This window comes from Mesorhizobium sp. CNPSo 4671 (assembly GCF_057784245.1).
Map to the genome: position 1 here is coordinate 139,457 of NZ_JBWLUW010000012.1, position 24,780 is coordinate 164,236.

The following is a 24,780-nucleotide window of genomic DNA, read 5'->3' on the forward strand; positions in this document are numbered from 1 at the left end:
ACCCTCAAATGAGATATAGCAAAGATATATCCCCTCTCGCTAGCACGGACAAGTCCCCGCTCAAGGTGCGCAGGCCGATTGCGGCATCGGCTCCAGCCGGTAGACCTTGTCGTCCGACTTCGTCTTGCCGTCGGCGGCCTTCGAGCAGAGATCGACGATCGCCAGGCTGCTGTTGGGATTGGCGAGCATCATCATGCCGTTGGCGCCGCGCTTGAGGAAGATCTCCTTTTGCGCGATGTCGCAGGCAAAATCGCTCATCTTCGAGCTTGCCGCACAACGCCACTGGTCGGCTTCGCCCTGGCAGGAATAGGTCTGCGTGACCTTGCCCGACTTCAGCCGCGTCGTTACCGAGACGGCAATGTCGGCGCCATCGGGCCAGTTGGCGACCTCACCGCCAGAGGCGTAGGAAGCGAGTTCCACCGGCCCGCGGAAAACCCGGATCGACTGCGTCAGCTGGTTGGGGTGTGAGCTCATATGCGCCGCATCGTAATCGCGGCCATAGCAGAAGGGCTGGTCGGGCTTCAGCCGCTCGCGCAGCGGCGCCCCAAGTGCCGGATCGATCGGATCGATGCGCGCGAACTCCGCCTTGCAGGTCGCGGCCGGCATCGGGTCGAGGCGGAAATTGTCGTCCTCCGAGCCGAGCGCCTGCCTGTCGTACTCCGCCTTGCCGAGTTGCTCCTCCGAGTCCGGATCGAGGTAGATATCGGGCGACAGGTCGGACAGCAGCACCCGGCCCTTGTCGTCGACCTTCAGCGATGCCAGCGTGCGGTCGCAATCCATGCCGCAGCGGATCGGGCCTGATGTGCCGTCCTCGGATTCGTGATTGCACCAGCCGCTCGCCCATTGCGGCGCCTTGGCGCCACGCACCGTGGTGGTGACGAAGCCATTGTAGGAGGTGTCGGAATTCGCGGCCGGTTCCTCGTTCGGCCGGCTGACCGGGTCATGGCCGTAGTAGAAGAAGATCCGCGCCACTTTCTGCTTCGGATGCGCCTTGAGATGCGCCGCGTCATAGACCCGGCCGAAACAGGCGTCCGCCCCGTTCGGGCTGAGTTCCCTAAGTTTAAGCGCGTCGTCGGCGACAGCCGTGCCGATCAGCAAACCAACCAGCGCAACGGCAAATCCGGCGCCCGCAACTGTCTTCCATTCCCCTGCCCTGAACGTCATGTGACCTCTCCTCGCACCGACAGGACGTAACGTCAATTTATGCTAGTATTGCGACCGGAGCCACGCAAGTTGCAGTGAATCCAGGGAGGATGCCATGCGCCGACGTGACATGTTCCGCGCGGTTCTTGCCGGGACCGGAACGTTTCTTGGCCTGCGGGCGGTGCAGGCCGCTGCCACGGAGCCTGCCAGGCCGAAAGTGGCCTATCACCTGAGCGATGTGGACAAGGTCAACTTCGTGCTGGGCAACATCAAGAACCACTATGAGGGCACCGGCGGCAATGTCGACATCGTGCTGGTCGTGCATGGCCCGGCCTTGGCCGCCTTCAAGTCGAAGGGCATATCGGCCGCGGTCTCCGGCCGCTTCGCCGGCCTGGTGCAGCAGGGGCTCGAGCCGCAGGCCTGCGGCAACACCATGCGGGGCATGGACATTTCGCTCACCGACCTGCTCGCCGGTTTCCACGCCGCCGACAAGGGCGGCGTCGTCAAGCTCGCGGAACTGCAAAGCCAGGGCTATGCGTATCTGCGCCCGTGAGGCTTGAACACCGGGGTGGCAAAGGCCTACGAAGAGCGGGCAAACATCCCGGAGGAACGACAGTGCCAGCCACCAATACACTCAGCATCCCCGATCTCGCCGGCAAGGCGGTGCTGGTCACCGGTGCCTCGACCGGCATCGGCGCGGCACTGGCGCTGGCCTATGCCGCGCAGAAATCCAGGGTGGCGCTGCACTACAATTCGAGCCGCGACGCCGCCGAGAAGCTCGGCAAGACGATTACCGACAATGGCGGCGAGGTGTTCCTCGTCCAAGGCGATTTCTCCATCCCTACCGATGTCGAGCGCGTCGTCGAGGATAGCGCCCAGCATTTCGGCCGCCTCGACGGGCTGGTCAACAATGCCGGCGGCATGCTCGGCCGCGTGCCCTATGCTGATCAGACCGAGGCGCATTACGATGCGGTGATGGACCTGAATGCGCGCTCGGTGCTGACCGCCTCACGCAAGGCAATGCCATGGCTGAAGAAACAGGGCGGCTTCATCGTCAACACCTCCTCGATCGCCGCCCGCAACGGCGCCGCCGGCGGCGCCGGGCTGTATGGTTCGGCCAAGGCGTTCGTCTCCAATGTCACGCGCGGCATGGCCAAGGAACTGATCGGCTTCGGCATCCGCGTCAACGCCGTGGCGCCGGGCGTCATACTCACACCCTTCCATGAGCGCTATTCGACCGACGAGCAGATAAGGGGCATGGTCGCCACCATTCCGCAAGGACGTGCCGGCACGGCTGAAGACTGCGTCGGCGCCTATCTGTTCCTCTCGTCGGACCTGCTGAGCGGTTACATCACCGGCCAGGTGATCGAGGTGAATGGCGGCCAGTTGATGCCGTGACCGGCTGCCTGCATACTGAAGGCCCGCACACTCTTGTCGGAGACTTTGAAGGGGAGACAACGGAATGTACGGACTGATCGGCAAGATGCGGGCGGCGCGCGGCCAGCGCGACGCTGTCATGGACGTCCTGCGCGCCAGCACCGGCGCCCTGCCTGGCTGCCTGAGCTACATCATCGCCACCGACCCGGCCGATGCCGACGCGATCTGGGTGACCGAGGTGTGGACGGATCAGGCAAGCCACAAGGCCTCGCTGCAGCTTCCGGAAGTCCAGGCGGCCATCGCCAAGGCGCGCCCCTTCATCGCCGGCTTCGAGTTCCAGGTGGAGACCCACCCCGTCGGCGGCTTCGGGTTGCCTGACGGCAAGACGGGCTGAGACCTGCGAGGAGCTTTTTCAGCACGGCGGGGTTCGCATCACTCCGCTCCAGGTCTAAGACCAGAAAATGGACTCCTCGGCGCAGCAGCCATCCCCTGACCAGCCCGCCACCGAGCACATGGCGCGGATGGGCAAGCCTTGGCAATGGCTGGTCCTGCTCACCATCTCGGCCCTGTTTGCCGGCGCGCTCGAACGCGCTGCCTTGCCGGCGGCGCTGCTGATCGGACCGATGCTGGCGGCGATCGTCGCCGGCACCAATGGCGCCACGGTGCGGGTGCCGCGCCTGCTGTTCGGCTCCGCCCAGGCCATTGTCGGCTGCCTCGTCGCCGCGTCGATCTCGGCCGATATCTTTCCCGTCTTTTACCAGGAATGGCCGCTGTTCCTCGGCGTGGTGATCGCCACGGTCGCGGCCTCCAGCCTGCTTGGCTGGCTGATCAGCCGCTGGCGCATCCTGCCCGGCACCACCGCCGTCTGGGGTTCCTCACCTGGAGCTGCCACCGCCATGGTGCTGATGGCCGGCGCTTTTGGCGCCGACCAGCGGCTTGTCGCCTTCATGCAGTATCTGCGCGTCATTTTCGTTTCGATGACGGCCGCCATCGTCGCCAAGATGTGGGTCGACACGTCGGGTATCGAAATCCCACCCATCATCTGGTTCCCGCCGATCGATGCCCAGGCCTTCGCCGCGACCATCGGCATCGCAGTCATAGGCGGCCTAGCGGGCAAGCTTTGCCGGCTGCCCTCGCCCTTCTTCCTCGGCACCTTCATCTTCGGCGCCATCATCCATCTCGGCCTTGGCGTGGAGATGCAATTGCCGCCCTGGCTTCTGGCGGTCAGCTACGCCATGGTCGGCTGGTCGATCGGGCTGAACTTCACCAGGCCGATCCTGCGCCATGCGACGCGCGCTCTGCCGCAGATCATCGCCTCGATCGTGGCGTTGATCGCCTTTTGCGGCGGGCTCGCCTTCCTGATCAGCCACCTCCTCGGCATCGATCCGCTGACCGCCTATCTGGCGACCAGCCCGGGCGGCATGGACAGTGTGGCCATCATTGCTGCCGCGGCGCAGAACGTTGACATCTCCTTCGTCATGGCGCTGCAATCGGCGCGCTTCCTGATCGTGCTGCTCGTCGGCCCGAGCGTCGCGCGGGTGGTGGCCAGAAGCATACGGGACTGACCTGCCTCAGCGCCGTCGGCGCCTTATTCTTCGCCGTCCCCGTTTTCGCCCTGCGCGCCGCGGCGCCAATAGGCGGTGACCAGATGCCGGTCGCGTGCCAGGCCCCATTCCTTGCGCACGATCTTGCGGATCTCACGGAAGTCTGTGAATTCGCATCCCGCCCATACGAAGAGGCCGTCGACAAGCGCGGCGTGGCTGCGCTCCCTGAGCGCGGCCGGCAGCAGGCCGGCGGCGCCGGCTTCGCGGTCCCACCGGTAGAGCCAGGCGATGTCGATATTATCCCCTTGCGGCAGCGCGATCCGGTCATCGGGACCATCGACCTCAATGAGCGCCTCGGCCCGCGTTGACGGCGGCAAGTGCTCGAGGATCCTGCCGATGGCGGGCAGCGCGGTGTCATCGCCGACGAGAAGCAGGGTCCGTCCCTCCGGCGCCTCGCCGCCGCCGGGCCCGATCATGCCGATTATGTCTCCCGCCTGGGCGTTCTGCGCGAAGGCGGCGGCCGGCGTGTCCTGGCCGGGGTGCAGCACGAAATCGACATCGAGCCAGCCGCTTGCCGCATCGATCGCCCGGATCGTGTAAACCCGCACGGTGAGCGCATCCTCGCCCGCGGGCCAGACAAGCAGGCCGTCAGGGCCTACCGAGGGCCAGACCGGCCGCCGGCCACGCGGCGGCAACAGCAGCCGCATGTGCAGGCCGCCATGGGTGAAGCGGCCGAGGTTCGTGCCGGCGAAGCGCAGGCGCTGCATGTGCGGCGAGATCCGTGTCGACGACATCACGGTGATCTCGCGGAAGAAGACCGGCGTGCCGGCATCGCTGCCGTCGCCTTGCCAGCGCAATCCGCTGGCGGTGCCGAGATGCTGGGCGACGTGGCCGGCAACCGTCATCTTCATGTAGGAGAGGCAGGTCTCGTCGATCGCTGCGACACGGACCAGCATGGCGTCATTCTCGAGCGTGGCGCTCAACGACCCGTAATACAGGCGAAGCTCCCAGCGGTCGGCAGCACCGGTTTCGATCTCGTATTCACCGTGTTCGGCGCGCAGACGCTCGATCGCCGACCTGATTGCCTCGTCGCTGATGCGGGCCTGCGCGCTCAACTGGTCCATCGCTGAAATCCTTCGATAGCGGTTCAAACGAAGCCGCCGAAAGATCTGGCCTCGTCGCCATCGTCGGGCATGCCACAGCACCGCCAGGGTTTCCAGACAAAACTTGACCAAAGTAATCATATTTTTATCGAAGTGCCGGGGAAGGCTCATTCACCTATGTCGGCTCGGCTTTACCGTCATCGAGGTCGAAGCGCAGACGTCCGGCCTCGATCAGCACGCGCAGGTGGCGATACGTCACGAGATAGCGAACCCCGACGATCACAGCCGCAAAGCCGGCTACAGCGGCCACGCCAAGCGCCCAGCGCGGACCGACATCATCGGCCACCCAGCCGACCACGGGCGCGCCGAGAGCGGTGCCGCCCAAGGTTGTGGCCAACAGGATCGCCATCACGCGCCCCCGCATGGCAGGGTCGGTCGAGAGTTGCACCAGGCCGATCGTCGAGGTGGTCATCGTTTGTGCCGAGACGCCGATGACAACGAGCGCGAGCCCGAACAGCCAGTAGTTGGGCATGATCGCGGCCAGGCTGAAGCCAATGCCGAAAATAGCGGCACCCGCCAGAAGAAGCACCAGGCGGGGATGCTCGCGCCGCGCGGCCAGTAATGCGCCGCTGACCGATCCGATCGCCATGGTCGACGTCAACAGCCCGTATTGGCCGGCTCCTGCGTGAAAGACGGAGACTGACATGGTCGAGATGAAGATCGGAAAGTTGAGCCCGAATGTGCCGATCAGCAAAAGCATCAGAAGGATGGCTTTGAGGTCAGGGCGCTTCCACACATAGGCAAAGCCCTGGGCAAGGCCGCCGCGGCTGCGCTGAGCCTTGTCCTTCAGGTGAAGCTCACTGAGACGCAGCAGGCCGAGCGAGGCAAGGACGGCGGCAAACGATGCCGCGTTGATCAGAAAAACCCAGCCGGAGCCGACGGAAGCTATCAAGCTTCCGGCGACGGCGGGCCCGATCATCCGCGCCACGTTGAACGAGGTGGAGTTGAGCGCCACGGCATTCGACAGGTCTGTCTCGCCAACCAGATCGGATACGAATGTCTGGCGCGCCGGCGCGTCGAACGCCGTCGTGCAGCCGAGCAGGAAGGCGAATACATAGACATGCCACAATTGAACCAGCCCGGCGACGGTGAGCAGGCCAAGACCGAGCGCGAGCAGGCCCATGGCGGCTTGCGTGGTGAGCAGCAGCTTGCGCAGGTCGAGATGATCGGCGGCAAAGCCCGTCCATGGCAACAGCAGGATCTGCGGTGCGAACTGCAGCGCCATCACAACGCCCATGGCGGTCGCGTTGTTGTGGGTCAGTTGCGTCAGCACCAGCCAGTCCTGGGCGGTGCGCTGCATCCAGGTTCCCACATTGGACACGATCGCGCCGCCGGCCCAGATCCGGTAGTTGAAATTAGCCAGCGAACGGAACGTGCCTTTTGCCGGGGCGCTCATCCGTCGACCGGGGAATTGCCGCCGTTGAAGCGGCCGAACATGCGTGCCGTCATCACGCCAATGAGGAGGGTGCCCAGCCCCAGCGCGAGGACGTCAGCCGTGGATCGCAGGTCGAAATCTCCAACACGGACCACCAGGAGATAACCGATCGCCAGGTTCAGGACCCCCCACAGCACGTTGACGGTCGAGGAGGAATGCCCTTGGCCGCGCGGCTTGGCGAAGGGGCTTTGAAAAGGCCGCCCCATCACGCCGCTGACGAAATGCGGCACGGCATTCGTCAGCACGGCGCCACCGAAGAAATAGGACACACAGTCGATCCATTGCATATCAGGCATTCCTCCTCGCGAGCAGATCAAGGATGTCCCGTGTCGTGCCGGTTTCGCCCAACCTCGGGAAAATATGCACGATGCTGTTGGCGTGGGCATCGAGGCTCATGTCGGTCATCGCGTCCAGCGCCAGCGTGACGTTGAACCCGAGATCGCGGGCATGGCGGGCTGTCGCCTCGACACCCATGCTGGTGGAAACGCCGACGATCACCACCTGGGTGACGCCCTCGCCCTTCAGCCAGGCTTCGAGATCAGTGTTGACGAAGGCGCCCGCCGTGCGTTTGGTCACGATGTGGTCCGCCGGCCGCTGCTGCAATTCGGGGATAAGATCAGCCCAGTCTGCGGGAAATTCCCGCATGCGAGGCACCTGCTCCGTCCGGCCTGGAGGCGCGCCGGCAACGTTGACGAGCACGACCGGCAGGCCGTGGCGTCGGAACGCTTCGGCGAGCGTGCTGGCCCGCTGAACGACCTCTGCCATCGGATGGGCAGCGGGCAAGGAGACGATGCCCTTCTGCAGGTCGACGACGACGAATGCCGTCTTCTGGTCAAGCGTGGTGATTGCCATCCGTGTTGTCCTTCAGATGATTGAAACAGCGGCGCGCTGGACCCGGACGATTGGTCAGAAGTCGGCGAGACGCCCGAGCAGTTCGACGACACCTGCGAGTTGCTCCTGCTCGTCGTGGCCAAGCTTCGACTGGATGGCGCGGAACAGCCAATCCTGCCTTGCCGCCCGCCCGGTCGCGATCATGTCCCGGCAGGCCGGCGTGAGCGACAGGAGGGTCTGTCGGCCATCGGCCGGATCCGGCGCGCCTTCCACCAGTCCGGCCACTTGCAGCGCCGACACAATGGCGCCCATCGATTGCGGACGCATATGCTGAGCGCGCGCCAGCGTCGTGACCGTCGCCGGACCCTCTCGATCCAGATGCAGCACCACCGACTTCTGCGACGAGGTCAGATCGCCGTCGCCTGCCTGTTCGCGCAGGCGCCGGATCAGCCGGCCGGCGACAACCCGAAGCTCGGCTGCTAAAGCCATCGCACGCACAGTCTCCGGGTCGTCTTGCAGAGACACTTGATCTTTCATGGCCGCTTCGTAGCAGATATGAAGGTAAACTTCAAAGTTTAGCTTCATATCTTGGCATCACAAGACCGTGACCTCAGGCCGGCCGAAGGCCGTGCCGTCTGGCCGGCCAAAGACCGTACCGTCTGGCCGGCTATCGCGGCGCCGCAAGCCGGTCAGGAAGGAAATCGACGAAAACGCGCACCTTTGGCGAGAGATGGCGATTGGAGGGCCACAGCATCCGGAACTGGCCACGGCCGTCGACATGATCGTCCAGCACGCTGAGCAGCCTGCCGTCGCGCAGCGCCTCGCAAACCAGGAAATCCGGCATGCAGGCGATACCCAGTCCAGCGAGCGTGGCGCCCTTCAGGGCTTCCATGTTGTTGCAGGTCAGCATAGAGCGGATCTGCGGTTCAGCACTTCCGGTGATGAATGGCCACTCCAGCAGCCTGCCGCTGTTGAGAAAGCGGAAGTTTATGCCGAAATGCCTGATGAGATCCGCCGGCTCGCCGGGTGTGCCATGGCGCTCGAGATAGGAGGGCGCCGCGCACAGAAGCATGCGAAAGGGCGCAACGGGTCTCGACACCAATCGTGAGTCCGGCAACTGGCCGCTGCGGATGGCAACGTCGATGCCTTCCTCGATGATGTCGACGATGCGGTCGTTGAAATCGATGTCGAGTTCGATCTCGGGATAGCGAGCCATGAACTCCGACAGCACCGGCAAAAGCAGATGATAGGTGACGATCGGGGTCGAGACGCGCAGCCGTCCGTGCGGCGTTTCCCGCGTCCGCGACAGCATCGCCTCGGCATCGTCGATGTCGTCGAGGATGCGGCGCACCCGCTCGTTGAACAACCTGCCCTCCTCCGTCAGGCCGATGCGCCGCGTGCTGCGCTGCAGGAGCCGCACGCCGAGCTCCTGTTCGAGCCGCGCGACGCTCTTGCCGACCGCGGAGGCCGAAATGCCGAGCGCCCGGCCGGCAGCGATGAAACTGCCGAGTTCGGCGGTGCGGGCGAAGGCCAACAAGCCACTGAGACGATCCATCGCAGTCCTCTATTCGAGCGTTTTAGTCCGGTATATCAGGAGATATAATACCATTTTTCCTGAAAGGCCGTCGACCTATCTTGTCGCTACGACCGGCGCACGACCCACGTGGCATGCCGGCGGATGCTGCTTCAGATAGGAAAATCCATGACCTCGAAGACCCCATCCGGCCCGGCCGAGCGATGGCTCGTGCTCTTGTCGGTATGCCTTGCCGCGATGACGATGCCTCTGACTTTCACCGGCCCGGCCGTCGCGCTCTCCCGCATCGCCGCCGATCTCGGCGGCAGCCCGATCGCGCTCAACTGGGTGACGAACGCCTTCATGCTGACCTTCGGCGCCAGCCTGATGGCGGCTGGCGCGCTGGCCGACAACCAGGGGCGCAAGCGCATCTTCCTCGTCGGTCTCTGCCTCTATGTCCTGGCGTCGCTCGGCGCGATGCTGGCGCCCGGCAGCATTTGGTTCGACATGTTCAGGGCCGCGCAAGGCATCGGCAGTGCCTTGGCCTTCGCCGGCGGCGCCTCCGCACTTGCCCAGGAATTCGAGGGACCGCTGCGGCTGCGCGCCTTCTCCTTCCTCGGCACCAGTTTCGGCATCGGTCTCGCCTTCGGCCCGATCGCGTCGGGCCTGCTCATCTCCGCATTCGGCTGGCGGTCGATCTTTGTCCTGGTGGCAGTGCTGGCGATCGCCTCGGCAGTGCTGGGCCTGCGCACCCTCAAGGAATCGCGCGACCCGGATGCGACCGGTCTTGACTGGGCGGGAGCCGGCACTTTCACCACAGCGCTGGCTTCGCTGACCTATGGTGTCCTGCAGGCGCCGCAGAGCGGTTGGACCGATCCCGTCGTCATCGCTTTGCTCGCCGCGGCAGCCCTCTTCTTCGCCGCCTTCGTTGTCGTCGAACGGCGCGTGCGGCGGCCGATGCTCGACCTCACACTGTTTCGCTTTCCCCGTTTTGTCGGCGTTCAGTTCCTGGCGGCGGCGCCCGCCTATGGCTTCGTCGTCCTGCTCGTGCTCTTGCCGATCCGCTTCATCGGCATCGAAGGGATGAGCGAGATCAAGGCCGGGCAATTGATGATCTGCCTCTCGGGGCCGCTGTTGATCCTGCCGCTGCTGGCCGGCCAGCTGGCGCGCTGGATCGCGCCGGCCACGATCTGCGGCGCCGGCCTGCTCATCGCCGCCGCCGGTCTCGTCTGGCTGAGCCTGACACCGCCGGTTGCCATTTCGCTGGTGGCGCCGCTGGTGCTAATCGGTATCGGTATCGCTTTGCCCTGGGGGCTGATGGACGGACTTGCCGTCAGCGTCGTGCCCCGGGAACGCGCCGGCATGGCGGTCGGCATCTTCAACACCACGCGTGTCGCCTGCGAGGGCGTAGCGGTGGCGATCGTCCTGGCGACTCTGTCGGGTTTCACCGCGGCACAGCTCGCGGCCCAAGGAGCCTCTTCCAGGGATGCTGCCGCCGCGGCGCAGTTGTTGGTGACCGGCAATGTCGGTGAAACGGCGCGGCATCTGCCGGCGGCCCGCGCCGTCGCTCTGGTCCAGGCCTATGAGACAGCGTTCGACAGGCTGCTGATCGTTCTGGCGGCAATCACCATCGTCACCGCCCTCGTCGTCTTCCTCGGCCTGCGTCGCGGATCGGCGGCGGAACGCGAGCCCGTTTCTCTGCCGGTATGCCAGGAAGGATAGGCTACGGGTGTCAGGTGATGACGAGGCTCGCTATGCGGTCGCCATCCAGCGTGAAGGTCATGTCGCCCTCGCCGTTGAAGCCCTTGCCCTCGACGGCGATGCGGACGCGATAAGTGGCTTCCGCCGGCGTGATGCTGACGATGATGAGATGCGACTTCACGCCGATATTGTCCGACTGGTTCCAGCGCGCGATCTGCTCGCGGCCATGGAAGTCCCGTCCCCAGTCGCTCAAGAACGCGTCGTCGGTAAAGGTACCAAGGAAGGCTTCGGTGTCGCCTTCATTGGTGGCCTCGACGAAGCGGCGGATGGGCTCGGGTGTCGTCATCAGTCCAATCGGTGCATCAAATCATCATCCAGCCAACGGCCGAAGAAATAGACCAGCTGCTTGTGCCACCACGGCCAGTCATGGCTGACGTCGCCGCCCCAATAGTCGACCCAGGCCGGAATGGATTTGTCGCGCAGGATCTGTTCCAGCTGGCGCGTTTCGACCAGCATGCGCTCTTCCCAGGCGCCCTGCCCGCAGCAGAAGATCAGCCGCAGCGCCTTGAGCCGGGCCAAAAGCTTGGGGTCGACGATGCCGGGCAGATAGTCGAGCGGCGAGTTGTAGAAGATGTCGCCCTCCAGCGCCTTGCCGAAGAAATCGCGGGCCGAATAGACGCCCGACAGCGCAATGACGCCGCTGGCGAGTTCGGGAAAGCGGAAGACGAAATTCGAGGAATGGTAGCCGCCCATCGAACAGCCTGAAAACAGCGGCTTCAGTTTACGTCCGCCATTGGCGGCCGATGCGGTGGACAGGATTTCCGGCAGCGCCTCCTCGCGCACGTAGCGGAAATAGGCCTCGTGGCGGCCGATGCGATGCGCCGCATCGGCATGCTTGTCGAAGAAGGATTCCGAATCGATGCCGTCCACCGTGAACAGCTGGATACGGCCGGTGTCGATAAACTCGCCAAGCGCACCCACGCCACCGGAATCCTCGAACTGGTAGAACCGTCCCTGCGAGGTCGGGAACACCACCACCGGCCGGCCGGCATAGCCGTAGCGCTTGTATCCCATGTCGCGGCCGAGCTTGCCCGAGAAATGCTTGTGATAGGAAATGTCCATCGCCTCAGGCCTTTTCCGCGTGGATATAGGCGACCGCCTCGCGCAAAGCTGCCTGATCCTTCGAGCGCATCTGGTAGGCGTAATTTCCCATGGCGCGGCTGAAAACCTCTTCTATCGGCTGATGGTGGACGATCTTGTCGCGGTGCGCCGCTAGCACGTCCTCATGGCTGTGCAAATAGTGGAGGTGGCGCTTGCGGCTGGCATAGGCGGTGAAATACTTGCCCTCATAGGGTCCGCCGGCGGCGTCCTTGACCACCATATTGGCCCACGCCGCGTAGACGTCGATGTCGAACGTGTAATTGATGGCGTCGGTCATCCAGGCGCCGGGCGGCCGCATATTGACTTCCAGCGCGATGATCCGGTCGTCCCTGGTCTCGAACAGCTCGATGTGGAAGAAGCGCTCGCGCACGTCGAACGCCTTCAGGATCTTGCGGCCGGCCTCCTCGACCGCAGGTCGGATATGGGGAAAGCAGGTGTAGCTCATGTGGCGGTCCTTGTTGACCACCTCCATGACGCTCTGGTCGTAGCGGTGGCTGGCCGCCAGCACCACTTCGCCGTCGCGGTTGACCAGCCCGTCATAGGTCACAACCAGCCCCTCGATGAACTGCTCCATCACGAAGGTCACGTCCTCGGGCTTGTCCCGGAAAAACTGGTCGAGCTCCTTGGCGTTGGAGATTTTGAAGGTATTGGAAGCGCCGGAGCCCGAATCCGGCTTCACCACCACGGGATAGCCGACGCGGCGGATGAAGGTCATGGCGCCGGCGCGGTCGGAGCATTTGCGCTGCGCGATCGTCTCGACGCCGCTCTTGCGGAAGAAGGCGCGCATGCGGCTCTTGCGCTTCAAATTCTTCACGAAATCGAGCTTGGTGCCGTAGATGTTGAAGTCGGTGCGGATGTTGGCTTCCAGCTCCAGCCAGTGCTCGTTGAGCGATTCGAAGCGGTCGATGCGGCCCCATTTGTGGATGAAATGGCCCATCGCGCGGAACACCGGATCGTAGTCCTCCATGTCGGCGACGCGATAATATTCCGAAAGCGCACTCTTCAGCTTGCTGTTCAGCGCGTCATAGGGCGCATCGCCAATGCCGAGCACGGTGGCGCCGGCCTTCTTCAGCCGGTCGCAGAAATCAGCGCCGTTGGTCGGAAAATGCGGCGAGAAGAACACGAAATTCATCGACACCCCCTCATGGCGGCGGCGCACCGCAGCCCCACCGGCATCCAAGTCTGGCGCATTTGCGGCGCGCGGGGAAGAGCTTCCGCGTCAGGGATAATGTTCAACAGATTCAGCACCCGCTTGCCTCCCACAGGCCGCTCCTGTATGAGAACCGGCATGAACACGCGCGCCACCACCGCTTCTCGTCAGACCGGCTTTGCCGGCGAGACCGTGCGTGCGCTTGCCTCGACCCTGCTTCTTCTCGGCCTTATCGGCGATCGCCGGGTTCGCTGAAGGAGCGCCCGGCGGTCGAACCGCCGCGCAAGCGCATGCTCCTTGGCCAGTCTCAAAATTGGCAGTCACATCAAGCGAACGAAAATCTGGTAAAGGCGCCACTCGCCAGCAATCCGTGTGAAGACGGATCCGAGGGCCGCCGGGAGAACAAGACGATGAACGCACGAGAACAAATCCGCCCTGATGCCGGAGGCCCCGGCAAGGACGCGGAACCAACCCGCGGCATGCGAGAGGCAGCCCGCAAATACCAACCCTATCCGACCGTCGGCCTCACCGACCGCACCTGGCCCAACAAGGTCATCGACAAGGCGCCGATCTGGTGTTCGGTCGACCTGCGCGACGGCAACCAGGCGCTGATCGATCCGATGGGCCACGAGCGCAAGGCGCGCATGTTCGGCCTGCTGCTCGATATGGGCTTCAAGGAGATCGAGATCGGCTTCCCCTCGGCCTCGCAGACCGATTTCGACTTCGCCCGCTGGTGCATCGAGGAAGGCAACGTCCCCGCCGACGTGTCGCTGCAGGTGCTGGTGCAGTGCCGGCCCGAGCTGATCACTCGCACCTTCGAGGCGCTGAAGGGCGCCACCAACCCGATCGTGCATTTCTATAATTCGACCAGCGAATTGCAGCGCCGCGTCGTCTTCGAAAAGGATGTCGGCGGCATCAAGCGGATCGCCACCGATGCGGCCAAGATGATCACCGACATGGCGGCCAAGGCCGGCGGCGGCTATCGCTTCGAATATTCGCCGGAGAGCTTTACCGGCACCGAACTCGAAGTCGCGCTGGAGATCTGCAACGCCGTCACCGAGATCGTCAGGCCGACTTCGGACAACAAGCTGATCATCAACCTGCCGTCGACGGTCGAGATGTCGACGCCCAACATCTATGCCGATCGCATCGAGTGGATGTGCCGCAATCTCGACGACCGCGAAAACCTGATCATCTCGCTGCATCCGCACAATGACCGCGGCACCGGCATCGCCACCACCGAACTCGGCCTGATGGCCGGCGCCGACCGTGTCGAAGGCACGCTGTTCGGCAATGGCGAACGCACCGGCAATGTCGACATCGTCACGCTGGCGCTCAACATGTACACGCAAGGCGTCGATCCGGGCATCGATTGCTCCGACATCAACCGGATGAAGGATGTCTACGAGTACTCGAACCAGCTGAAGATCCCCGAGCGCCACCCCTATGTCGGCGAGCTCGTCTACACCGCCTTTTCCGGCTCGCACCAGGACGCCATCAACAAGGGCATGAAGGCGCTGAAAAAGGCCAACACCGGCCTGTGGGAAGTGCCCTACCTGCCGATCGACCCAGCCGACGTCGGCCGCAGCTACGAGGCGATCATCCGCATCAACTCGCAGTCCGGCAAGGGCGGCATCGCCTATGTGCTGCAGGCCGACTACGGCCTCAATCTGCCGCGCAATCTGCAGATCGAGTTCAGCCAGGCGATCCAGGCGATCACCGACGCCGAAGGCAAGGAAGTGCCGGCCAAGCGCATCTATGAGCGCTTCCTCGAAACTTATGTCGACCAGCCGGGCGCGCGCCTGAAATTCCTCGACCACCACACCTATCCCGATACCGTGGTCAAGGGCCGGCGCGTGGTCGAGGCGGTCATCCTCGACAACGGCAAGGAAGTGACCATCTCAGGCACCGGCACGGGCCCGATCGACGGTTTCGTCGACGCGCTGTCGCGCCATGTCGGCGTCGAGATGTCGGTGCTCGATTATTCCGAGCACTCGATGCAGCGAGGCTCGAATGCCTCGGCCATTTCCTATGTCGAAATGGAATATCCCGGTGGCAAGCTGTTCGGCGCAGGCATCAACACCAACATCGTCGCCGCCTCGCTGGAAGCAGTGACTTCGGCCGCCAACCGTATCGTCGGCCGCAAGGCGCGGTAGCGTTTGCCGACTGGCGCGAGGGATCGAAACAACTCTCGCGCCATTCATTTTTTTAGGCCGAAACAAGGTCTTGGCCTCGAATGGCTGACACCGGCGGCGGCGTGCTCATTCTGTAGCCGACATCGATCGCGCCATTAACCACCGGAAAATTATCCGGTTGGGTACGCGATCGCATAGTGGGTGTATACTTGTCTGGTGGTGCGAGCCCTATATGATCGCATCTCAACCTGTGCCGACTTCGAGAGGATCGACACTTGCAGCATGCCACGCCTGCCGCCCCCGCAGTGCGCGAGACACTGGAGCGACTGCTTGCCAGCGAAACGTTCGGACGGTCCGAGCGCGCGCGCAAACTCATCCGTTATCTCGTCGAACGCGAACAAGCCGGCGAAGCCGACAGGCTCAAGGGCTTTTCCATCGCCATGGACGTCTTCGGCAAGGACGGCGATTTCGATCCGTCGACCGATGCCGTGGTACGGGTCCAGGCAGGCAGGCTGCGCGAGCTGCTGCAGCAGTATTTCGCCAATGAAGGCATCGCCGAGCCTGTCCGCATCGCCATTCCACGCGGCGGCTACGTCCCGGCCTACGAGCTCAACGCGATCCGCTTGCCGGAAGCAGCCAAACCCGCGGAACAGACGCAAGCGACAGCGGCTCCATCCGAGTCCGCCGACGGAGCCATTGCGGCCGCTGCGTTGCTGGCGCCGGCGGCCGCGCCGTCGTCTTCCGTAACGCGCCACCTCAGGTTCTTCTGGATGGCGATCGCGCTGGTCATCGCCATGCTCGGTGTCCTGATCCTGCGTCAAGGCGGCGGCGCGTTGCTGGCCGGCGGCGACATGCCGGCCACACTCGAGACCGCCGGCCTGACCAGCAACATCGCGCTATCGGCGATGGCAGAAGCCCTGCCGCTCGTCTACATCGACATCAAGGCCGACGGTGCCGATGCCAGCCGCGTCGCCGCGTCCCTGCGCGCCGGTCTGAGCGGCTTCGATACGATCGACTTCATCGGTCGCGACACCATCGACAGGCACGACCCCGCCAACGACGCCACCAGCTTCATATTCGACATTCTACCTGGTCCGAACGCGGGCGATATCACGATCGAACTGCAAAGCGTGGCGTCCGGACGAGTGCTTCTTTCACGCAATCTCACGCCGGCCGACAGCGCCCCTGCTGCTGTCGAAGACCGTGTTGCCGACATGCTGAGCTCGGCACTTCCCGCCTCGGGCACGATCTACAACTATATCGAGCAGACCGGCACGCCAAACGGCCTGACTCAATGTTTGCTGCTCAACGACAAATATTATCTCGACCAGAATGCCAGAACCCATGAGGCCGCTTATCGCTGCCTCGAGACGTTGGCCAACTCAGGGGCAAAATCCTCACTCGTCTATTCGGAACTTGCTTCTCTACAAGTCGAGGCGGTCTCCGATCACTATGTCTACCCGCCCAATGCGACGATCGAAAAGGCCGTCGAGTTTGCTCACCGCGGCGTGCAGATGGGACCGACCAGTCCTTATGCGCATCGCGCCTATGGCTATGTCAGCTCGCGCCTCGGCAATACGGACGAAGCGATCCGCTGGATGCGCAAGGCCTATGAACTCAATCCCTATGATCTCGGCATGGCCGCGGCTTACGGCTATGGGCTGATCTTCGCTGGCCGATACGCGGAGGGAACGCCGATCCTTGCCCATGCGGCCGAGACCTTCAGCGGCCATTCGACATGGTGGGACTACGGACTGTTCGTCGGTGATTTCATGCTGGGCGACATGAACAAGGCCATAGCGGCCAGCATGGCATTGCGAACGACGGCAACGAAATCGCATTATCTGGCAGCGCGTCTGATCGGCGCCAAGGCCGCCGGACAGAACCAACTGGTGACCACGCTGCTGGACGAGCTGAACACCAAGTTCCCCAAATTTGCCGCCGATCCGCGCGCGACCTTCGTCGAGCGAAAATACCCGGCCGATCTGACCGAGCGGCTGGTCGGCGCCTTGCGCGCCGCCGGACTCGGCAACGCCAGCTGAAGCTCAACAGCCTCCGACCATTTGGACCAATGGAATTGTTGGGCGTTCGCGCGCGGAGAACAAAGCACCAATCGGGCTGATTTGCCGGCTTTGCCAGACGAATCCGTTGAATTCCATGCTTGCGCTCGCGAATAATCGCGAAAATTTTACTGGCTATGGCGCTGGACGAAGAGCAATCCAGCCACATTTGGTGCCCGGTCCCGCGCTTTTCTCAGTCCTGCAATAAGCCCCCCGCTTTCATGATTTCATCGCTCTATGCCGCCGAACAAGGTGTTGGTTCGAAGACCATCGTTCTGCTGCATGGTTTCGGCGGCTGCTCCGATGTCTGGCGCGAGGTGACCGCCTCGCTCGCCGCTTCCGCGCGCACCCTTGCATACGACTTGCCGGGACATGGCATGTCGCTCGACTTTCCCGGTGCCGGGCCTGCTAAGGTCGCGGCAAGAGCCGTTCTTGCCGACCTTGAGGCCCGCCGGGTCAAACGCATCCATCTCGTTGGCCATTCGATGGGCGGAGCGGTGGCGACCTTGATGGCTCTGGCCGAGCCTGAGAGAGTGGCTTCGCTGACCTTGCTGGCGCCTGGCGGTTTTGGCCCGGAGATCAACGGCCCCTTGCTGCGCCGCTATGCCGGGGCACGGGATCTTGCCGAGGTGCGTGCCTGCCTTGGCGCGATGTCAGGGCCCGCCAGCACGCCTTCGCCACGCGTCGCCGATGTGCTGTTCCAAATGCGCAAGCGGCCCGGGCAAGTCGAAAAACTCGTCGAGATCGCCGCCGCCATGACCAGGGACGACCGGCAAGGCGTCATCCCGCGCGACCTGCTGGACAGGCTGACCATGCCGGTGATGGTGGTGTGGGGCAGTGATGACACGGTGCTGCCCTTCACCCATGCGGATGACCTGCCCGCACGCTTTCATGTGCATCACGTGCTGGAGGCCGGCCATATGCTGATCGAGGAAGCGCCCGATCTGATGGCCAGCATCATCCAGCGCAATATGAACCGTCGCGCCAGGGCTGTTCGCGCGAAACTCGCCGCCGCGACCGGCTGAGTTCCCTCTAATGCTTGTCGCCCAAAAGTAACCTCGGTTTTGGGAGAACGACATGCATAAAAACAAAGACCTGAAGCGCGTCGCATGAAGCGCTTCAGGCACGATACCCAGCGCCTTGGTCCGTCTATCTCGCCAGTGCATTTTGCCGGCGGCTGTGTTAACCCCATGTTAACCAACCCCGCGAGGCAGACGCCGATGAAGGACGCAGGCGAAAAGATCGATCCGTCAAGGAAACTGTCCGATGCCATCCGTGGTGTGAAGAATGCCTTCGCCGACCGCGACGATGTTGTCGTCGACATGCGCGAGGCGCATCGCATGCGCCTCGATCTCCTGGCCGCCGAGCTTGCACCCATCTTTGCCGACGTGCCCGCCGACATGGACAATTTCGACTTCGTCGTGTCCGCTGGGCTGCAGCCACGCCTGTGGATCGATGCCGTCAGTCATGTCGCGATGGGGCGCGACCGCCGCACCTACCGCTTCCTCAAGGACACCCGCATCGGCCGCGTGGTGCTTGCCGAATCGACCGAGATGAAGCCGATTGCCGATTCCGTGACCCGCTATGTCGCCGAGCGCATTGTCGAACGCCAGAGGATGATGGAAGGCGGGGTCGAGCCGGCCGTCGCCGGCATGAAGCGTGCCGAAGTAGCGGAAGCCGAACCGCCGCTGCGCTCGATGGCGCGCAGCAAGGGCTGGTCGGCCTTCCTGTCGGGCCTTGGCGTGATCGCCGCCGGCGCCCTGGTCGGCCTGGCGGTGTCGGCCGCCCTGTTCTGGGACCGTATCGTGGCGATGGGGCTCAGCCTGCGGCCATAGTGGCTGGCGCCTCCGCGCCGATCTCCAGCGTCTGCAGGTCGGCAGGCGGAATCGCCGGCCCGGTCAGGCCGCGCCGCGTCAAGCGGATGCGCCAATTGCCCTTTTCGCCATCGATGTCGAACAGATTGTACTGTGCCGCCGGATGCTTGCCGCCCGGCGCCTGGCCGGCGGCGGCGACACCGACCACCGGAACCTTGGTGCCGCGCAGCCCGATCTGGAACAGCGACGGCAGATGCGAATGACCGTGCAGGACGAGTTCCGCACCGTTCTTGCGAATGACCTTGTGGAAGCGTGAGATGCCGAACAGCCGCTTGTGCTGCGAGACGGCGCCGCGCACCGGCGGATGGTGGATCATGATCGCGCGAAACAGGCCTTGCCCGCCGGTGTCTCGCAGGATCTTGCCAAGCCGCTCCGCCTGCCCCTCCATGAAGAAACCATTGGCCATGAAGGGTGCCGTGGCGCGCGCCGTCGAGACGCCGATCAGCGCTACATTGCCGCGCACGCGCAGATAGGGAAATGCGTTGCGGTCGACCGGCGTGTTGACACCGTCGCCGCTCATCCAGGCCGCCCATGACCGGCAGACCTTGTCGAAGGCGCCTGGCACATAGGCGTCGTGGTTTCCCGGAACGACGGAAACGTCGTGCGGCGATCCCAGCGTCTCCAGCCAGTGCTTGGCCATCTCGATCTCACCGTCGAGCGCCAGATTGACCAGATCGCCGGTGACGGCGAGATGGTCGGGGTCCTGCGCCTTGATGTCGGCGGTGATGGCATCTATGACGGCGTCATGCATGTGGCGGCGGCGGTTGCGCTGCCAGTTGACGTAGCCGAGCACACGCTTGGAGGCGAGATCGCGATAGGATACATCGGGGAGCGGCCCCAGATGGACATCGGAAATATGCGCGAGCCTGAACATGTTTCTTTCATAGGCGACGCGCGTCCTCCTTGCCACAAAAGCTTGGCTTTCCACCCACGGTTTCGCCAACGATGACAAACGATCCCGAAACCGCTTTCCGCCAGATCGGCTGGCCGGGGTTGCGGGCCAGATTGTTTCACCTCTATTTCGTGCTGCGGCGGCCGATGACGCTCGGCGTGCGCGGCCTCGTCCACGACACGGCGACCAATTCCCTCTTTCTAATCCGCCACACCTATGTGCCGGGCTGGCAGCTTCCCGGCGGTGGCGTCGAAGTCGGCGAGACGCTGGCCGAAGCGCTGGCGCGGGAACTCGCCGAGGAAGGCAACATCGCGCTGGCGGCACCGCCGCTGTTGAAATCGATGCATTTCAACCGCCGTTCCAGCCGGCGCGACCATGTCGGCTTCTACGTCATTGAGCATTTCAGCCAGACAGCGCCGAAGCAGCCGGACCACGAGATCGCCGAGGCCGGTTTCTTCCCGCTCGATCGTTTGCCCAGGGACACGACGCCAGCGACACTGCGGCGGATCGCCGAGGTTTTTGAGGACGAAGCCGCGTCGCCCTATTGGTAAGCTTGCATTAGCTGTTAAAAAAGTTCCGGGCCGTATTGATCAAGAAAATACACGAGGGGCGAATCCATGGACGTCGAACAAGTAAAATCGGTAAGCGTTTGGCCCTATGTCGGCTTTTATTGTCTTATGATGGTCGGCTTGACCGCCGTGTTTATCGGCATCGCGATGATGTTTCCGTCGCTCCCCGACAGCTTCGGCCATGCAAGTGGCTTCGCGATCACGTTCGGATCGACCTCTTTCGCCTCTTACAAATTCGTCAAGAGGAACCTTCGGCTTTTCAATCGAAGCGAATATTGGAAGATAACGCTTTTTTCGTCTTTGGCCTCGTGCCTGCTTTCACTGGTGTTCCTGGGCCTTGCTGTTGCGGGCGGAGCCATGCCGGGAAGCGATACCATCCCTGCTCTCGGCTGGGTTTTCATCCTGCTGTTTGCCGGGCTTGTGGTTTTCGGCATCAACGCCTGGGGCTATTCCAGCCGCATGTGCAAGAATTTCTTGAAAGCGGAGCTTGCCAGACAGGCGCGCATCAACGCCGAGACCTTCCAGTGAGGTCTCGGCGTTTTGCAGCCATAGGCGATTTCAGATCGCGAACCTTGCCCGGTCATGCGGCGCGCCATAGTCGAGTTCCGGGCCTACCGGCACGATCCGCGTCGGATTGATCGTTTCGTGGCTGGCGTAATAATGCGCCTTGATGTGATGCAGGTTCACGGTCGCGGCGACACCAGGCACCTGATAGAGGTCGCGCAAATAGTTCGACAGGTTCGGATAGTCGGCGATGCGGCGCAGATTGCATTTGAAATGGCCGACATAGACCGGATCGAAGCGCACCAGCGTGGTGAACAGCCGCCAGTCGGCCTCGGTGATGCGGTCACTGACGAGATAGCGCTGTTTTGACAGCCGCTCCTCCAGCGTGTCCAGCGCCGCGAACAATTCGCCGAACGCCTCCTCATAGGCACGCTGCGTGGTGGCAAAGCCGGCACGGTAGACGCCGTTGTTGACCGCGGGATAGACCAGCGCATTGACGCGGTCGATCTCACCGCGCAGGTCCTGCGGATAGAAGTCGAGGCTAGCATCGCCCCATGCGTCGAACGCCGAATTGAGCATCCGGATGATCTCGGAAGACTCGTTGGAGACGTTCGTCTGCTCCTTCTTGTCCCACAGCACCGGCACCGTCACCCGACCGGAATAGGCGGGATCGGCCTTGGCATAGATCTGATGCAGGAAATCGAGGCCATAAAGCGCGTCGCCCGTGGCGCCGTCCTCAGCCAGGAATGTCCAGCCATTGGCGCCCATGAAATGGTGCACGACCGAGACGGAGATGATGTCTTCCAGCTTCTTCAGCGCGCGAAAAATCAGCGTTCGGTGCGCCCACGGACAGGCAAGCGAGACATAGAGGTGATAGCGCCCGGGCTCGGCCTTGAAGCCGCGCGTCCGGCCCTCGGCCGGCGCCCCGTCAACGGTGATCCAGTCGCGCCATTGCGACTGCGTCCTCACGAACCTGCCGCCGCTGTCCGCCGTATCATACCAGCGATCCTGCCACCTGCCTTCGACCAGCAATCCCATGCAAATCTCCTTGCGTCCTCACCCCAATGTAGGCGCAAGGTTGTCCTGCCGAAGACGTCAGGTGCTGAACAGACCGTCACTTGACGGAGACGGCGGACATATCAGGCCAATTGCAGCGACCGAAAATTGATGCTAGCGGACACTCCGCATGTTCGACTTTGCTTTGATCCGGTTTGACCGACGACGAAAGAGCGCCCGCGCTTGATGAAGCGCTGACTGGCGAATGCTGCCGTTTGCAGCAAACCTTTCCTCCTTTACCGGAACGCAAAGACCATGAGCCTTGCCGACGTGAAATACCTGCCGGAAACTCCGGCGCACGACCCTGAAATCGAAGCCATCAACGACGAGGCCTTCGGGCCTGGCCGTTTCGTGCTGGCCGCCTACAAGATCCGCGAAGCCGGCGGCCACGAGCGGGCGCTGTCCTTTGTCGCGGTCGACGGCGATATCGTCGTCGCCTCGGTGCGCATGACGCGCATCGCCGCCGGCGCCGGCCGCGCGCTGATGCTCGGACCGCTCGCCGTGCGGCCGGCCTTCAAGAACCTGGGTATCGGCCGCCGGCTGGTGGCGATCGCGCTCGAAGCGGCGGCAAAGGCCGGCGCACCAGCCGTCATACTGGTCGGTGACGAGCCCTATTACGGACCGCTCGGCTTCAAGCGGATCCCGCGCGGCCAGATCTCCATGCCGCGCCCTGTCGATCTCGACCGCCTTTTGTCGCACGAGATCACAACGGGCGCGGTTGCCAGGCTCACCGGCGAGGTCGGCCATGCCAGCCAGGCCAGGGTCGCCGAGCACATCTAGGCCATGGCTTGACCTTGCCCGCCGATCCGGGCCTGATCCGTCCCTATTTTCTTGGAGCAATTCCAGGAAGATGTGAAACGGTTCGGCGCTTTCGTGAAATAATGAATTGCTCCGGGAGAGGATGACGCCATGAACCCGAACGGCCAGATCGCAATCGTCACCGGCGGCGGCTCCGGCCTTGGCGAGGCAACGGCGCGTGCGCTTGCCGCCAAGGGTGCCCGCGTCGCCATTTTCGATGTCGGCATCGACCGCGCCGCCAAGGTCGCGGCCGAGATCGGCGGCATCGCCGTGCAATGCGACGTCAGCAGCGCCGACAGCGGCGCCGCAGCCGTCGCCGAGACGGCGAGCAAGCTGGGCGAACCGCGCATCCTGGTCAATTGCGCCGGCATCGCCATTGGCGTGAAGACCATCGGCAAGGATGGCCCCCATCCGCTCGATCAATACCGCAAGGTGATCGAGGTCAATCTGGTCGGCACCTTCAACATGATCCGCCTCGTCGCCGACCGCGCCGCCAGGCTCGAGCCGCTGCAGGGTGGCGAACGTGGCGTCATCGTCAACACCGCTTCGGTCGCCGCCTATGACGGCCAGATCGGCCAGGCCGCCTATTCCGCCTCCAAGGGCGGCGTCGTCGGCATGACGCTGCCGGTGGCGCGTGATCTTGCCCGTTCCGGCATCCGCGTCTGCACCATTGCACCCGGCATCTTCAAGACACCGATGATGGCCGGCATGCCGCAAGACGTACAGGATTCGCTGGGCGCCGCGGTGCCCTTCCCGTCCCGCCTCGGCGAGCCATCCGAATATGCCGCACTTGCCCTGCACATCGTCGAAAACCAGATGCTGAACGGCGAAACCATCCGCCTCGACGGCGCCATCCGCATGGCGCCGAAATAGCGCTGGCCGACCTGCTGTCGGAAGGACCGATCCGCCTGCAGGGCCAAGGTGAGGAAGGAAGCGGATCAGGCGACCTTGCCAAATCCGACCTGCGGCGCCGATAAGCGATAGAAATTGTGGCGAGCGTTTTGATGCAACAAGATCCAGATAAGGACGTGATCCGCGAGACCGACGCGGAGGCGATCCGGTTGGCGAAAACGCTTCTGCGCAGCGCCCGCTTCGGCGCACTAGCGGTGCTGGAGCCGCGGACCGGGTCGCCGCTGGCAAGCCGGGTGGGCGTCGCCACCGACATCGACGGCGCGCCGCTGATCCTGGTCTCGATGCTCTCGGCGCACACGCCTGCCATGCTTGCCGATCCGCGCTGTTCCCTGCTGCTTGGCGAACCGGGCAAGGGCGACCCGCTGGCGCATCCACGCCTGACGCTGATCTGCCAGGCATTGCTGCTCGAGCGAGGCTCGGACGCGCATGCCCGTGCCGAGCGCCGCTATCTCAACCGCAATCCCAAGGCGAGCCTCTATGCCGGGCTCGGCGACTTCTCGATCTTTCGCCTCGAGCCGCAACGCGCCAGCCTCAATGGCGGCTTCGGCAAGGCCTATCTGCTCGATCGCGCCGATTTCGTCACCGGCGGACCCATCGTCGAAGAGCTCGCGGCGAGCGAACAATCAGCCGTCGAACACATGAACGCAGATCATCTTGACGCGATCGCCGTCTACGCGCATCATTTTGCTGGGGCATACGGCGACGGCTGGAGCATCGCCGGTTTGGACGCAGACGGCATGGATTTGGTGTCGAGAGACAATGTTTGCCGGGTATTCTTTCCACAACCCCTGGTTTCAGAACGGGAGTTGAGACCCGTCCTGGTCGATATGGCCAGGCGCGGCCGGGCGGCCGGGCAGGCAAATAATGAAACTTAATTGCATTTGATCAAAAGCAACACTTGAGATTTGAAAGAAATGTTCTACCCTTCAGAGAAGGCGCTGACTCGTCGGCGGCCTTTCGCG

The 24,780-nt window shown here is 63.5% G+C and carries 26 protein-coding genes; 14 read left to right on the forward strand and 12 right to left on the reverse strand.

Annotation, left to right across the window (positions count from 1 at the left end; genetic code table 11):
• Positions 1 to 60: 60 nt before the first annotated feature.
• A complete protein-coding gene (locus AC04SF_RS29135; protein WP_488480573.1) occupies positions 61 to 1,164 on the reverse strand; it encodes a hypothetical protein in 1,104 nt (367 codons plus the stop codon).
• 94 nt (positions 1,165 to 1,258) lie between these two features.
• Here AC04SF_RS29135 and AC04SF_RS29140 point away from each other — a divergent pair, with 94 nt between their 5' ends.
• The 4 genes from AC04SF_RS29140 (at position 1,259) to AC04SF_RS29155 (ending at position 4,085) form a co-directional block, all read left to right on the forward strand.
• Positions 1,259 to 1,696: a DsrE family protein gene (locus tag AC04SF_RS29140; RefSeq protein WP_488480574.1), complete on the forward strand. Its 438-nt coding sequence runs from the start codon at positions 1,259 to 1,261 to the stop codon at positions 1,694 to 1,696.
• Between the two features lie 62 nt (positions 1,697 to 1,758).
• The gene (locus AC04SF_RS29145; RefSeq protein WP_488480575.1) at positions 1,759 to 2,541 is read left to right on the forward strand and encodes an SDR family NAD(P)-dependent oxidoreductase; all 783 of its coding nucleotides are present in this window, start codon (positions 1,759 to 1,761) and stop codon (positions 2,539 to 2,541) included.
• Positions 2,542 to 2,605: 64 nt separating this feature from the next.
• The gene (locus AC04SF_RS29150) at positions 2,606 to 2,914 is read left to right on the forward strand and encodes a putative quinol monooxygenase (protein WP_488480576.1); all 309 of its coding nucleotides are present in this window, start codon (positions 2,606 to 2,608) and stop codon (positions 2,912 to 2,914) included.
• A 67-nt stretch (positions 2,915 to 2,981) separates the two neighbouring features.
• Entirely contained in the window at positions 2,982 to 4,085 is a 1,104-nt protein-coding gene (locus tag AC04SF_RS29155; RefSeq protein ID WP_488480577.1) for an AbrB family transcriptional regulator, read from the forward strand.
• 23 nt (positions 4,086 to 4,108) lie between these two features.
• Here AC04SF_RS29155 and AC04SF_RS29160 read toward each other — a convergent pair whose 3' ends face one another.
• The 6 genes from AC04SF_RS29160 to AC04SF_RS29185 all read right to left on the reverse strand — a co-directional run bounded on the left by AC04SF_RS29160 (position 4,109) and on the right by AC04SF_RS29185 (position 9,048).
• Positions 4,109 to 5,188 (reverse strand): siderophore-interacting protein, encoded by a 1,080-nt coding sequence (locus AC04SF_RS29160; protein WP_488480578.1) that lies wholly within the window; start codon positions 5,186 to 5,188, stop codon positions 4,109 to 4,111.
• A 154-nt stretch (positions 5,189 to 5,342) separates the two neighbouring features.
• A complete protein-coding gene (locus tag AC04SF_RS29165; RefSeq protein WP_488480579.1) occupies positions 5,343 to 6,623 on the reverse strand; it encodes an MFS transporter in 1,281 nt (426 codons plus the stop codon).
• Positions 6,620 to 6,949, reverse strand: a complete 330-nt coding sequence (locus tag AC04SF_RS29170; RefSeq protein WP_488480580.1) for a hypothetical protein — start codon at positions 6,947 to 6,949, stop codon at positions 6,620 to 6,622. Before AC04SF_RS29170 ends, AC04SF_RS29165 begins: the two co-directional genes overlap by 4 nt.
• Position 6,950: 1 nt before the next feature.
• On the reverse strand, positions 6,951 to 7,514 hold the full coding sequence (locus tag AC04SF_RS29175; RefSeq protein WP_488480581.1) for a cysteine hydrolase family protein: 564 nt from the start codon (positions 7,512 to 7,514) through the stop codon (positions 6,951 to 6,953).
• Positions 7,515 to 7,568: 54 nt separating this feature from the next.
• The gene (locus AC04SF_RS29180; RefSeq protein ID WP_488480582.1) at positions 7,569 to 7,982 is read right to left on the reverse strand and encodes a MarR family winged helix-turn-helix transcriptional regulator; all 414 of its coding nucleotides are present in this window, start codon (positions 7,980 to 7,982) and stop codon (positions 7,569 to 7,571) included.
• Between the two features lie 178 nt (positions 7,983 to 8,160).
• Entirely contained in the window at positions 8,161 to 9,048 is an 888-nt protein-coding gene (locus AC04SF_RS29185) for a LysR family transcriptional regulator (protein WP_096449467.1), read from the reverse strand.
• Positions 9,049 to 9,195: 147 nt separating this feature from the next.
• Between AC04SF_RS29185 and AC04SF_RS29190 the strand changes: the two genes are divergently transcribed.
• Entirely contained in the window at positions 9,196 to 10,728 is a 1,533-nt protein-coding gene (locus AC04SF_RS29190; protein WP_488480583.1) for an MFS transporter, read from the forward strand.
• Positions 10,729 to 10,738: 10 nt separating this feature from the next.
• Here the strand turns inward: AC04SF_RS29190 and AC04SF_RS29195 are convergent, their stop codons facing one another.
• The 3 genes from AC04SF_RS29195 to AC04SF_RS29205 are packed head-to-tail and all read right to left on the reverse strand — an operon-like array spanning position 10,739 to position 13,000.
• On the reverse strand, positions 10,739 to 11,053 hold the full coding sequence (locus AC04SF_RS29195) for a nuclear transport factor 2 family protein (protein ID WP_488480584.1): 315 nt from the start codon (positions 11,051 to 11,053) through the stop codon (positions 10,739 to 10,741).
• On the reverse strand, positions 11,053 to 11,829 hold the full coding sequence (locus AC04SF_RS29200) for an esterase family protein (RefSeq protein WP_488480585.1): 777 nt from the start codon (positions 11,827 to 11,829) through the stop codon (positions 11,053 to 11,055). Before AC04SF_RS29200 ends, AC04SF_RS29195 begins: the two co-directional genes overlap by 1 nt.
• Before the next feature lie 4 nt (positions 11,830 to 11,833).
• Positions 11,834 to 13,000 (reverse strand): ATP-grasp domain-containing protein, encoded by a 1,167-nt coding sequence (locus AC04SF_RS29205; RefSeq protein ID WP_488480586.1) that lies wholly within the window; start codon positions 12,998 to 13,000, stop codon positions 11,834 to 11,836.
• A gap of 428 nt (positions 13,001 to 13,428) precedes the next feature.
• Here AC04SF_RS29205 and leuA point away from each other — a divergent pair, with 428 nt between their 5' ends.
• From leuA to AC04SF_RS29225, 4 genes are all read left to right on the forward strand, one after another.
• Entirely contained in the window at positions 13,429 to 15,174 is a 1,746-nt protein-coding gene (leuA, locus tag AC04SF_RS29210) for a 2-isopropylmalate synthase (protein WP_488480587.1), read from the forward strand.
• A gap of 254 nt (positions 15,175 to 15,428) precedes the next feature.
• Positions 15,429 to 17,195, forward strand: coding sequence for a tetratricopeptide repeat protein (locus AC04SF_RS29215; RefSeq protein WP_488480588.1), 1,767 nt, complete (start codon positions 15,429 to 15,431; stop codon positions 17,193 to 17,195).
• Positions 17,196 to 17,434: 239 nt separating this feature from the next.
• Complete coding sequence (locus AC04SF_RS29220) at positions 17,435 to 18,238, forward strand: alpha/beta fold hydrolase (RefSeq protein WP_488480589.1); 804 nt, start codon at positions 17,435 to 17,437, stop codon at positions 18,236 to 18,238.
• A gap of 195 nt (positions 18,239 to 18,433) precedes the next feature.
• Positions 18,434 to 19,048, forward strand: coding sequence for a hypothetical protein (locus tag AC04SF_RS29225; protein ID WP_488480590.1), 615 nt, complete (start codon positions 18,434 to 18,436; stop codon positions 19,046 to 19,048).
• Here the strand turns inward: AC04SF_RS29225 and AC04SF_RS29230 are convergent.
• Complete coding sequence (locus AC04SF_RS29230; RefSeq protein WP_488480591.1) at positions 19,032 to 19,961, reverse strand: metallophosphoesterase family protein; 930 nt, start codon at positions 19,959 to 19,961, stop codon at positions 19,032 to 19,034. The two genes, AC04SF_RS29225 and AC04SF_RS29230, sit on opposite strands and share 17 nt — an antisense overlap.
• Positions 19,962 to 20,032: 71 nt before the next feature.
• Between AC04SF_RS29230 and AC04SF_RS29235 the strand changes: the two genes are divergently transcribed.
• Together AC04SF_RS29235 and AC04SF_RS29240 are read left to right on the forward strand one after the other, a co-directional pair.
• Positions 20,033 to 20,530, forward strand: coding sequence for an NUDIX domain-containing protein (locus AC04SF_RS29235; protein WP_488480592.1), 498 nt, complete (start codon positions 20,033 to 20,035; stop codon positions 20,528 to 20,530).
• Positions 20,531 to 20,596: 66 nt separating this feature from the next.
• Positions 20,597 to 21,076 carry an ABZJ_00895 family protein gene (locus tag AC04SF_RS29240; RefSeq protein WP_488480593.1) on the forward strand — a complete coding sequence of 160 codons (480 nt, stop codon included), beginning with the start codon at positions 20,597 to 20,599 and terminating at the stop codon, positions 21,074 to 21,076.
• A gap of 30 nt (positions 21,077 to 21,106) precedes the next feature.
• Here the strand turns inward: AC04SF_RS29240 and AC04SF_RS29245 are convergent, their stop codons facing one another.
• Positions 21,107 to 22,090 carry a glutathione S-transferase family protein gene (locus AC04SF_RS29245; RefSeq protein WP_488480594.1) on the reverse strand — a complete coding sequence of 328 codons (984 nt, stop codon included), beginning with the start codon at positions 22,088 to 22,090 and terminating at the stop codon, positions 21,107 to 21,109.
• A 273-nt stretch (positions 22,091 to 22,363) separates the two neighbouring features.
• Between AC04SF_RS29245 and AC04SF_RS29250 the strand changes: the two genes are divergently transcribed.
• The 3 genes from AC04SF_RS29250 to AC04SF_RS29260 all read left to right on the forward strand — a co-directional run bounded on the left by AC04SF_RS29250 (position 22,364) and on the right by AC04SF_RS29260 (position 24,693).
• Positions 22,364 to 22,888: a GNAT family N-acetyltransferase gene (locus AC04SF_RS29250; protein WP_488480595.1), complete on the forward strand. Its 525-nt coding sequence runs from the start codon at positions 22,364 to 22,366 to the stop codon at positions 22,886 to 22,888.
• Between the two features lie 129 nt (positions 22,889 to 23,017).
• Positions 23,018 to 23,779, forward strand: coding sequence for a 3-hydroxyacyl-CoA dehydrogenase (locus tag AC04SF_RS29255; protein ID WP_488480596.1), 762 nt, complete (start codon positions 23,018 to 23,020; stop codon positions 23,777 to 23,779).
• 131 nt (positions 23,780 to 23,910) lie between these two features.
• On the forward strand, positions 23,911 to 24,693 hold the full coding sequence (locus tag AC04SF_RS29260; RefSeq protein WP_488480597.1) for a HugZ family pyridoxamine 5'-phosphate oxidase: 783 nt from the start codon (positions 23,911 to 23,913) through the stop codon (positions 24,691 to 24,693).
• Positions 24,694 to 24,780: the final 87 nt, after the last annotated feature.

What these genes read in the sequence shown, in the direction of transcription:
- AC04SF_RS29135 (WP_488480573.1), bottom strand. Translation starts at nt 1,164, where the DNA reads ATGACGTTCAGGGCAGGGGAATGGAAGACAGTTGCGGGCGCCGGATTT.
- AC04SF_RS29140 (WP_488480574.1), top strand. Translation starts at nt 1,259, where the DNA reads ATGCGCCGACGTGACATGTTCCGCGCGGTTCTTGCCGGGACCGGAACG.
- AC04SF_RS29150 (WP_488480576.1), top strand. Translation starts at nt 2,606, where the DNA reads ATGTACGGACTGATCGGCAAGATGCGGGCGGCGCGCGGCCAGCGCGAC.
- AC04SF_RS29155 (WP_488480577.1), top strand. Translation starts at nt 2,982, where the DNA reads ATGGACTCCTCGGCGCAGCAGCCATCCCCTGACCAGCCCGCCACCGAG.
- AC04SF_RS29160 (WP_488480578.1), bottom strand. Translation starts at nt 5,188, where the DNA reads ATGGACCAGTTGAGCGCGCAGGCCCGCATCAGCGACGAGGCAATCAGG.
- AC04SF_RS29165 (WP_488480579.1), bottom strand. Translation starts at nt 6,623, where the DNA reads ATGAGCGCCCCGGCAAAAGGCACGTTCCGTTCGCTGGCTAATTTCAAC.
- AC04SF_RS29170 (WP_488480580.1), bottom strand. Translation starts at nt 6,949, where the DNA reads ATGCAATGGATCGACTGTGTGTCCTATTTCTTCGGTGGCGCCGTGCTG.
- AC04SF_RS29175 (WP_488480581.1), bottom strand. Translation starts at nt 7,514, where the DNA reads ATGGCAATCACCACGCTTGACCAGAAGACGGCATTCGTCGTCGTCGAC.
- AC04SF_RS29180 (WP_488480582.1), bottom strand. Translation starts at nt 7,982, where the DNA reads ATGGCTTTAGCAGCCGAGCTTCGGGTTGTCGCCGGCCGGCTGATCCGG.
- AC04SF_RS29185 (WP_096449467.1), bottom strand. Translation starts at nt 9,048, where the DNA reads ATGGATCGTCTCAGTGGCTTGTTGGCCTTCGCCCGCACCGCCGAACTC.
- AC04SF_RS29190 (WP_488480583.1), top strand. Translation starts at nt 9,196, where the DNA reads ATGACCTCGAAGACCCCATCCGGCCCGGCCGAGCGATGGCTCGTGCTC.
- AC04SF_RS29195 (WP_488480584.1), bottom strand. Translation starts at nt 11,053, where the DNA reads ATGACGACACCCGAGCCCATCCGCCGCTTCGTCGAGGCCACCAATGAA.
- AC04SF_RS29200 (WP_488480585.1), bottom strand. Translation starts at nt 11,829, where the DNA reads ATGGACATTTCCTATCACAAGCATTTCTCGGGCAAGCTCGGCCGCGAC.
- AC04SF_RS29205 (WP_488480586.1), bottom strand. Translation starts at nt 13,000, where the DNA reads ATGAATTTCGTGTTCTTCTCGCCGCATTTTCCGACCAACGGCGCTGAT.
- leuA (WP_488480587.1), top strand. Translation starts at nt 13,429, where the DNA reads ATGAACGCACGAGAACAAATCCGCCCTGATGCCGGAGGCCCCGGCAAG.
- AC04SF_RS29220 (WP_488480589.1), top strand. Translation starts at nt 17,435, where the DNA reads ATGATTTCATCGCTCTATGCCGCCGAACAAGGTGTTGGTTCGAAGACC.
- AC04SF_RS29225 (WP_488480590.1), top strand. Translation starts at nt 18,434, where the DNA reads ATGAAGGACGCAGGCGAAAAGATCGATCCGTCAAGGAAACTGTCCGAT.
- AC04SF_RS29230 (WP_488480591.1), bottom strand. Translation starts at nt 19,961, where the DNA reads ATGTTCAGGCTCGCGCATATTTCCGATGTCCATCTGGGGCCGCTCCCC.
- AC04SF_RS29235 (WP_488480592.1), top strand. Translation starts at nt 20,033, where the DNA reads ATGACAAACGATCCCGAAACCGCTTTCCGCCAGATCGGCTGGCCGGGG.
- AC04SF_RS29240 (WP_488480593.1), top strand. Translation starts at nt 20,597, where the DNA reads ATGGACGTCGAACAAGTAAAATCGGTAAGCGTTTGGCCCTATGTCGGC.
- AC04SF_RS29245 (WP_488480594.1), bottom strand. Translation starts at nt 22,090, where the DNA reads ATGGGATTGCTGGTCGAAGGCAGGTGGCAGGATCGCTGGTATGATACG.
- AC04SF_RS29250 (WP_488480595.1), top strand. Translation starts at nt 22,364, where the DNA reads ATGAGCCTTGCCGACGTGAAATACCTGCCGGAAACTCCGGCGCACGAC.
- AC04SF_RS29255 (WP_488480596.1), top strand. Translation starts at nt 23,018, where the DNA reads ATGAACCCGAACGGCCAGATCGCAATCGTCACCGGCGGCGGCTCCGGC.
- AC04SF_RS29260 (WP_488480597.1), top strand. Translation starts at nt 23,911, where the DNA reads ATGCAACAAGATCCAGATAAGGACGTGATCCGCGAGACCGACGCGGAG.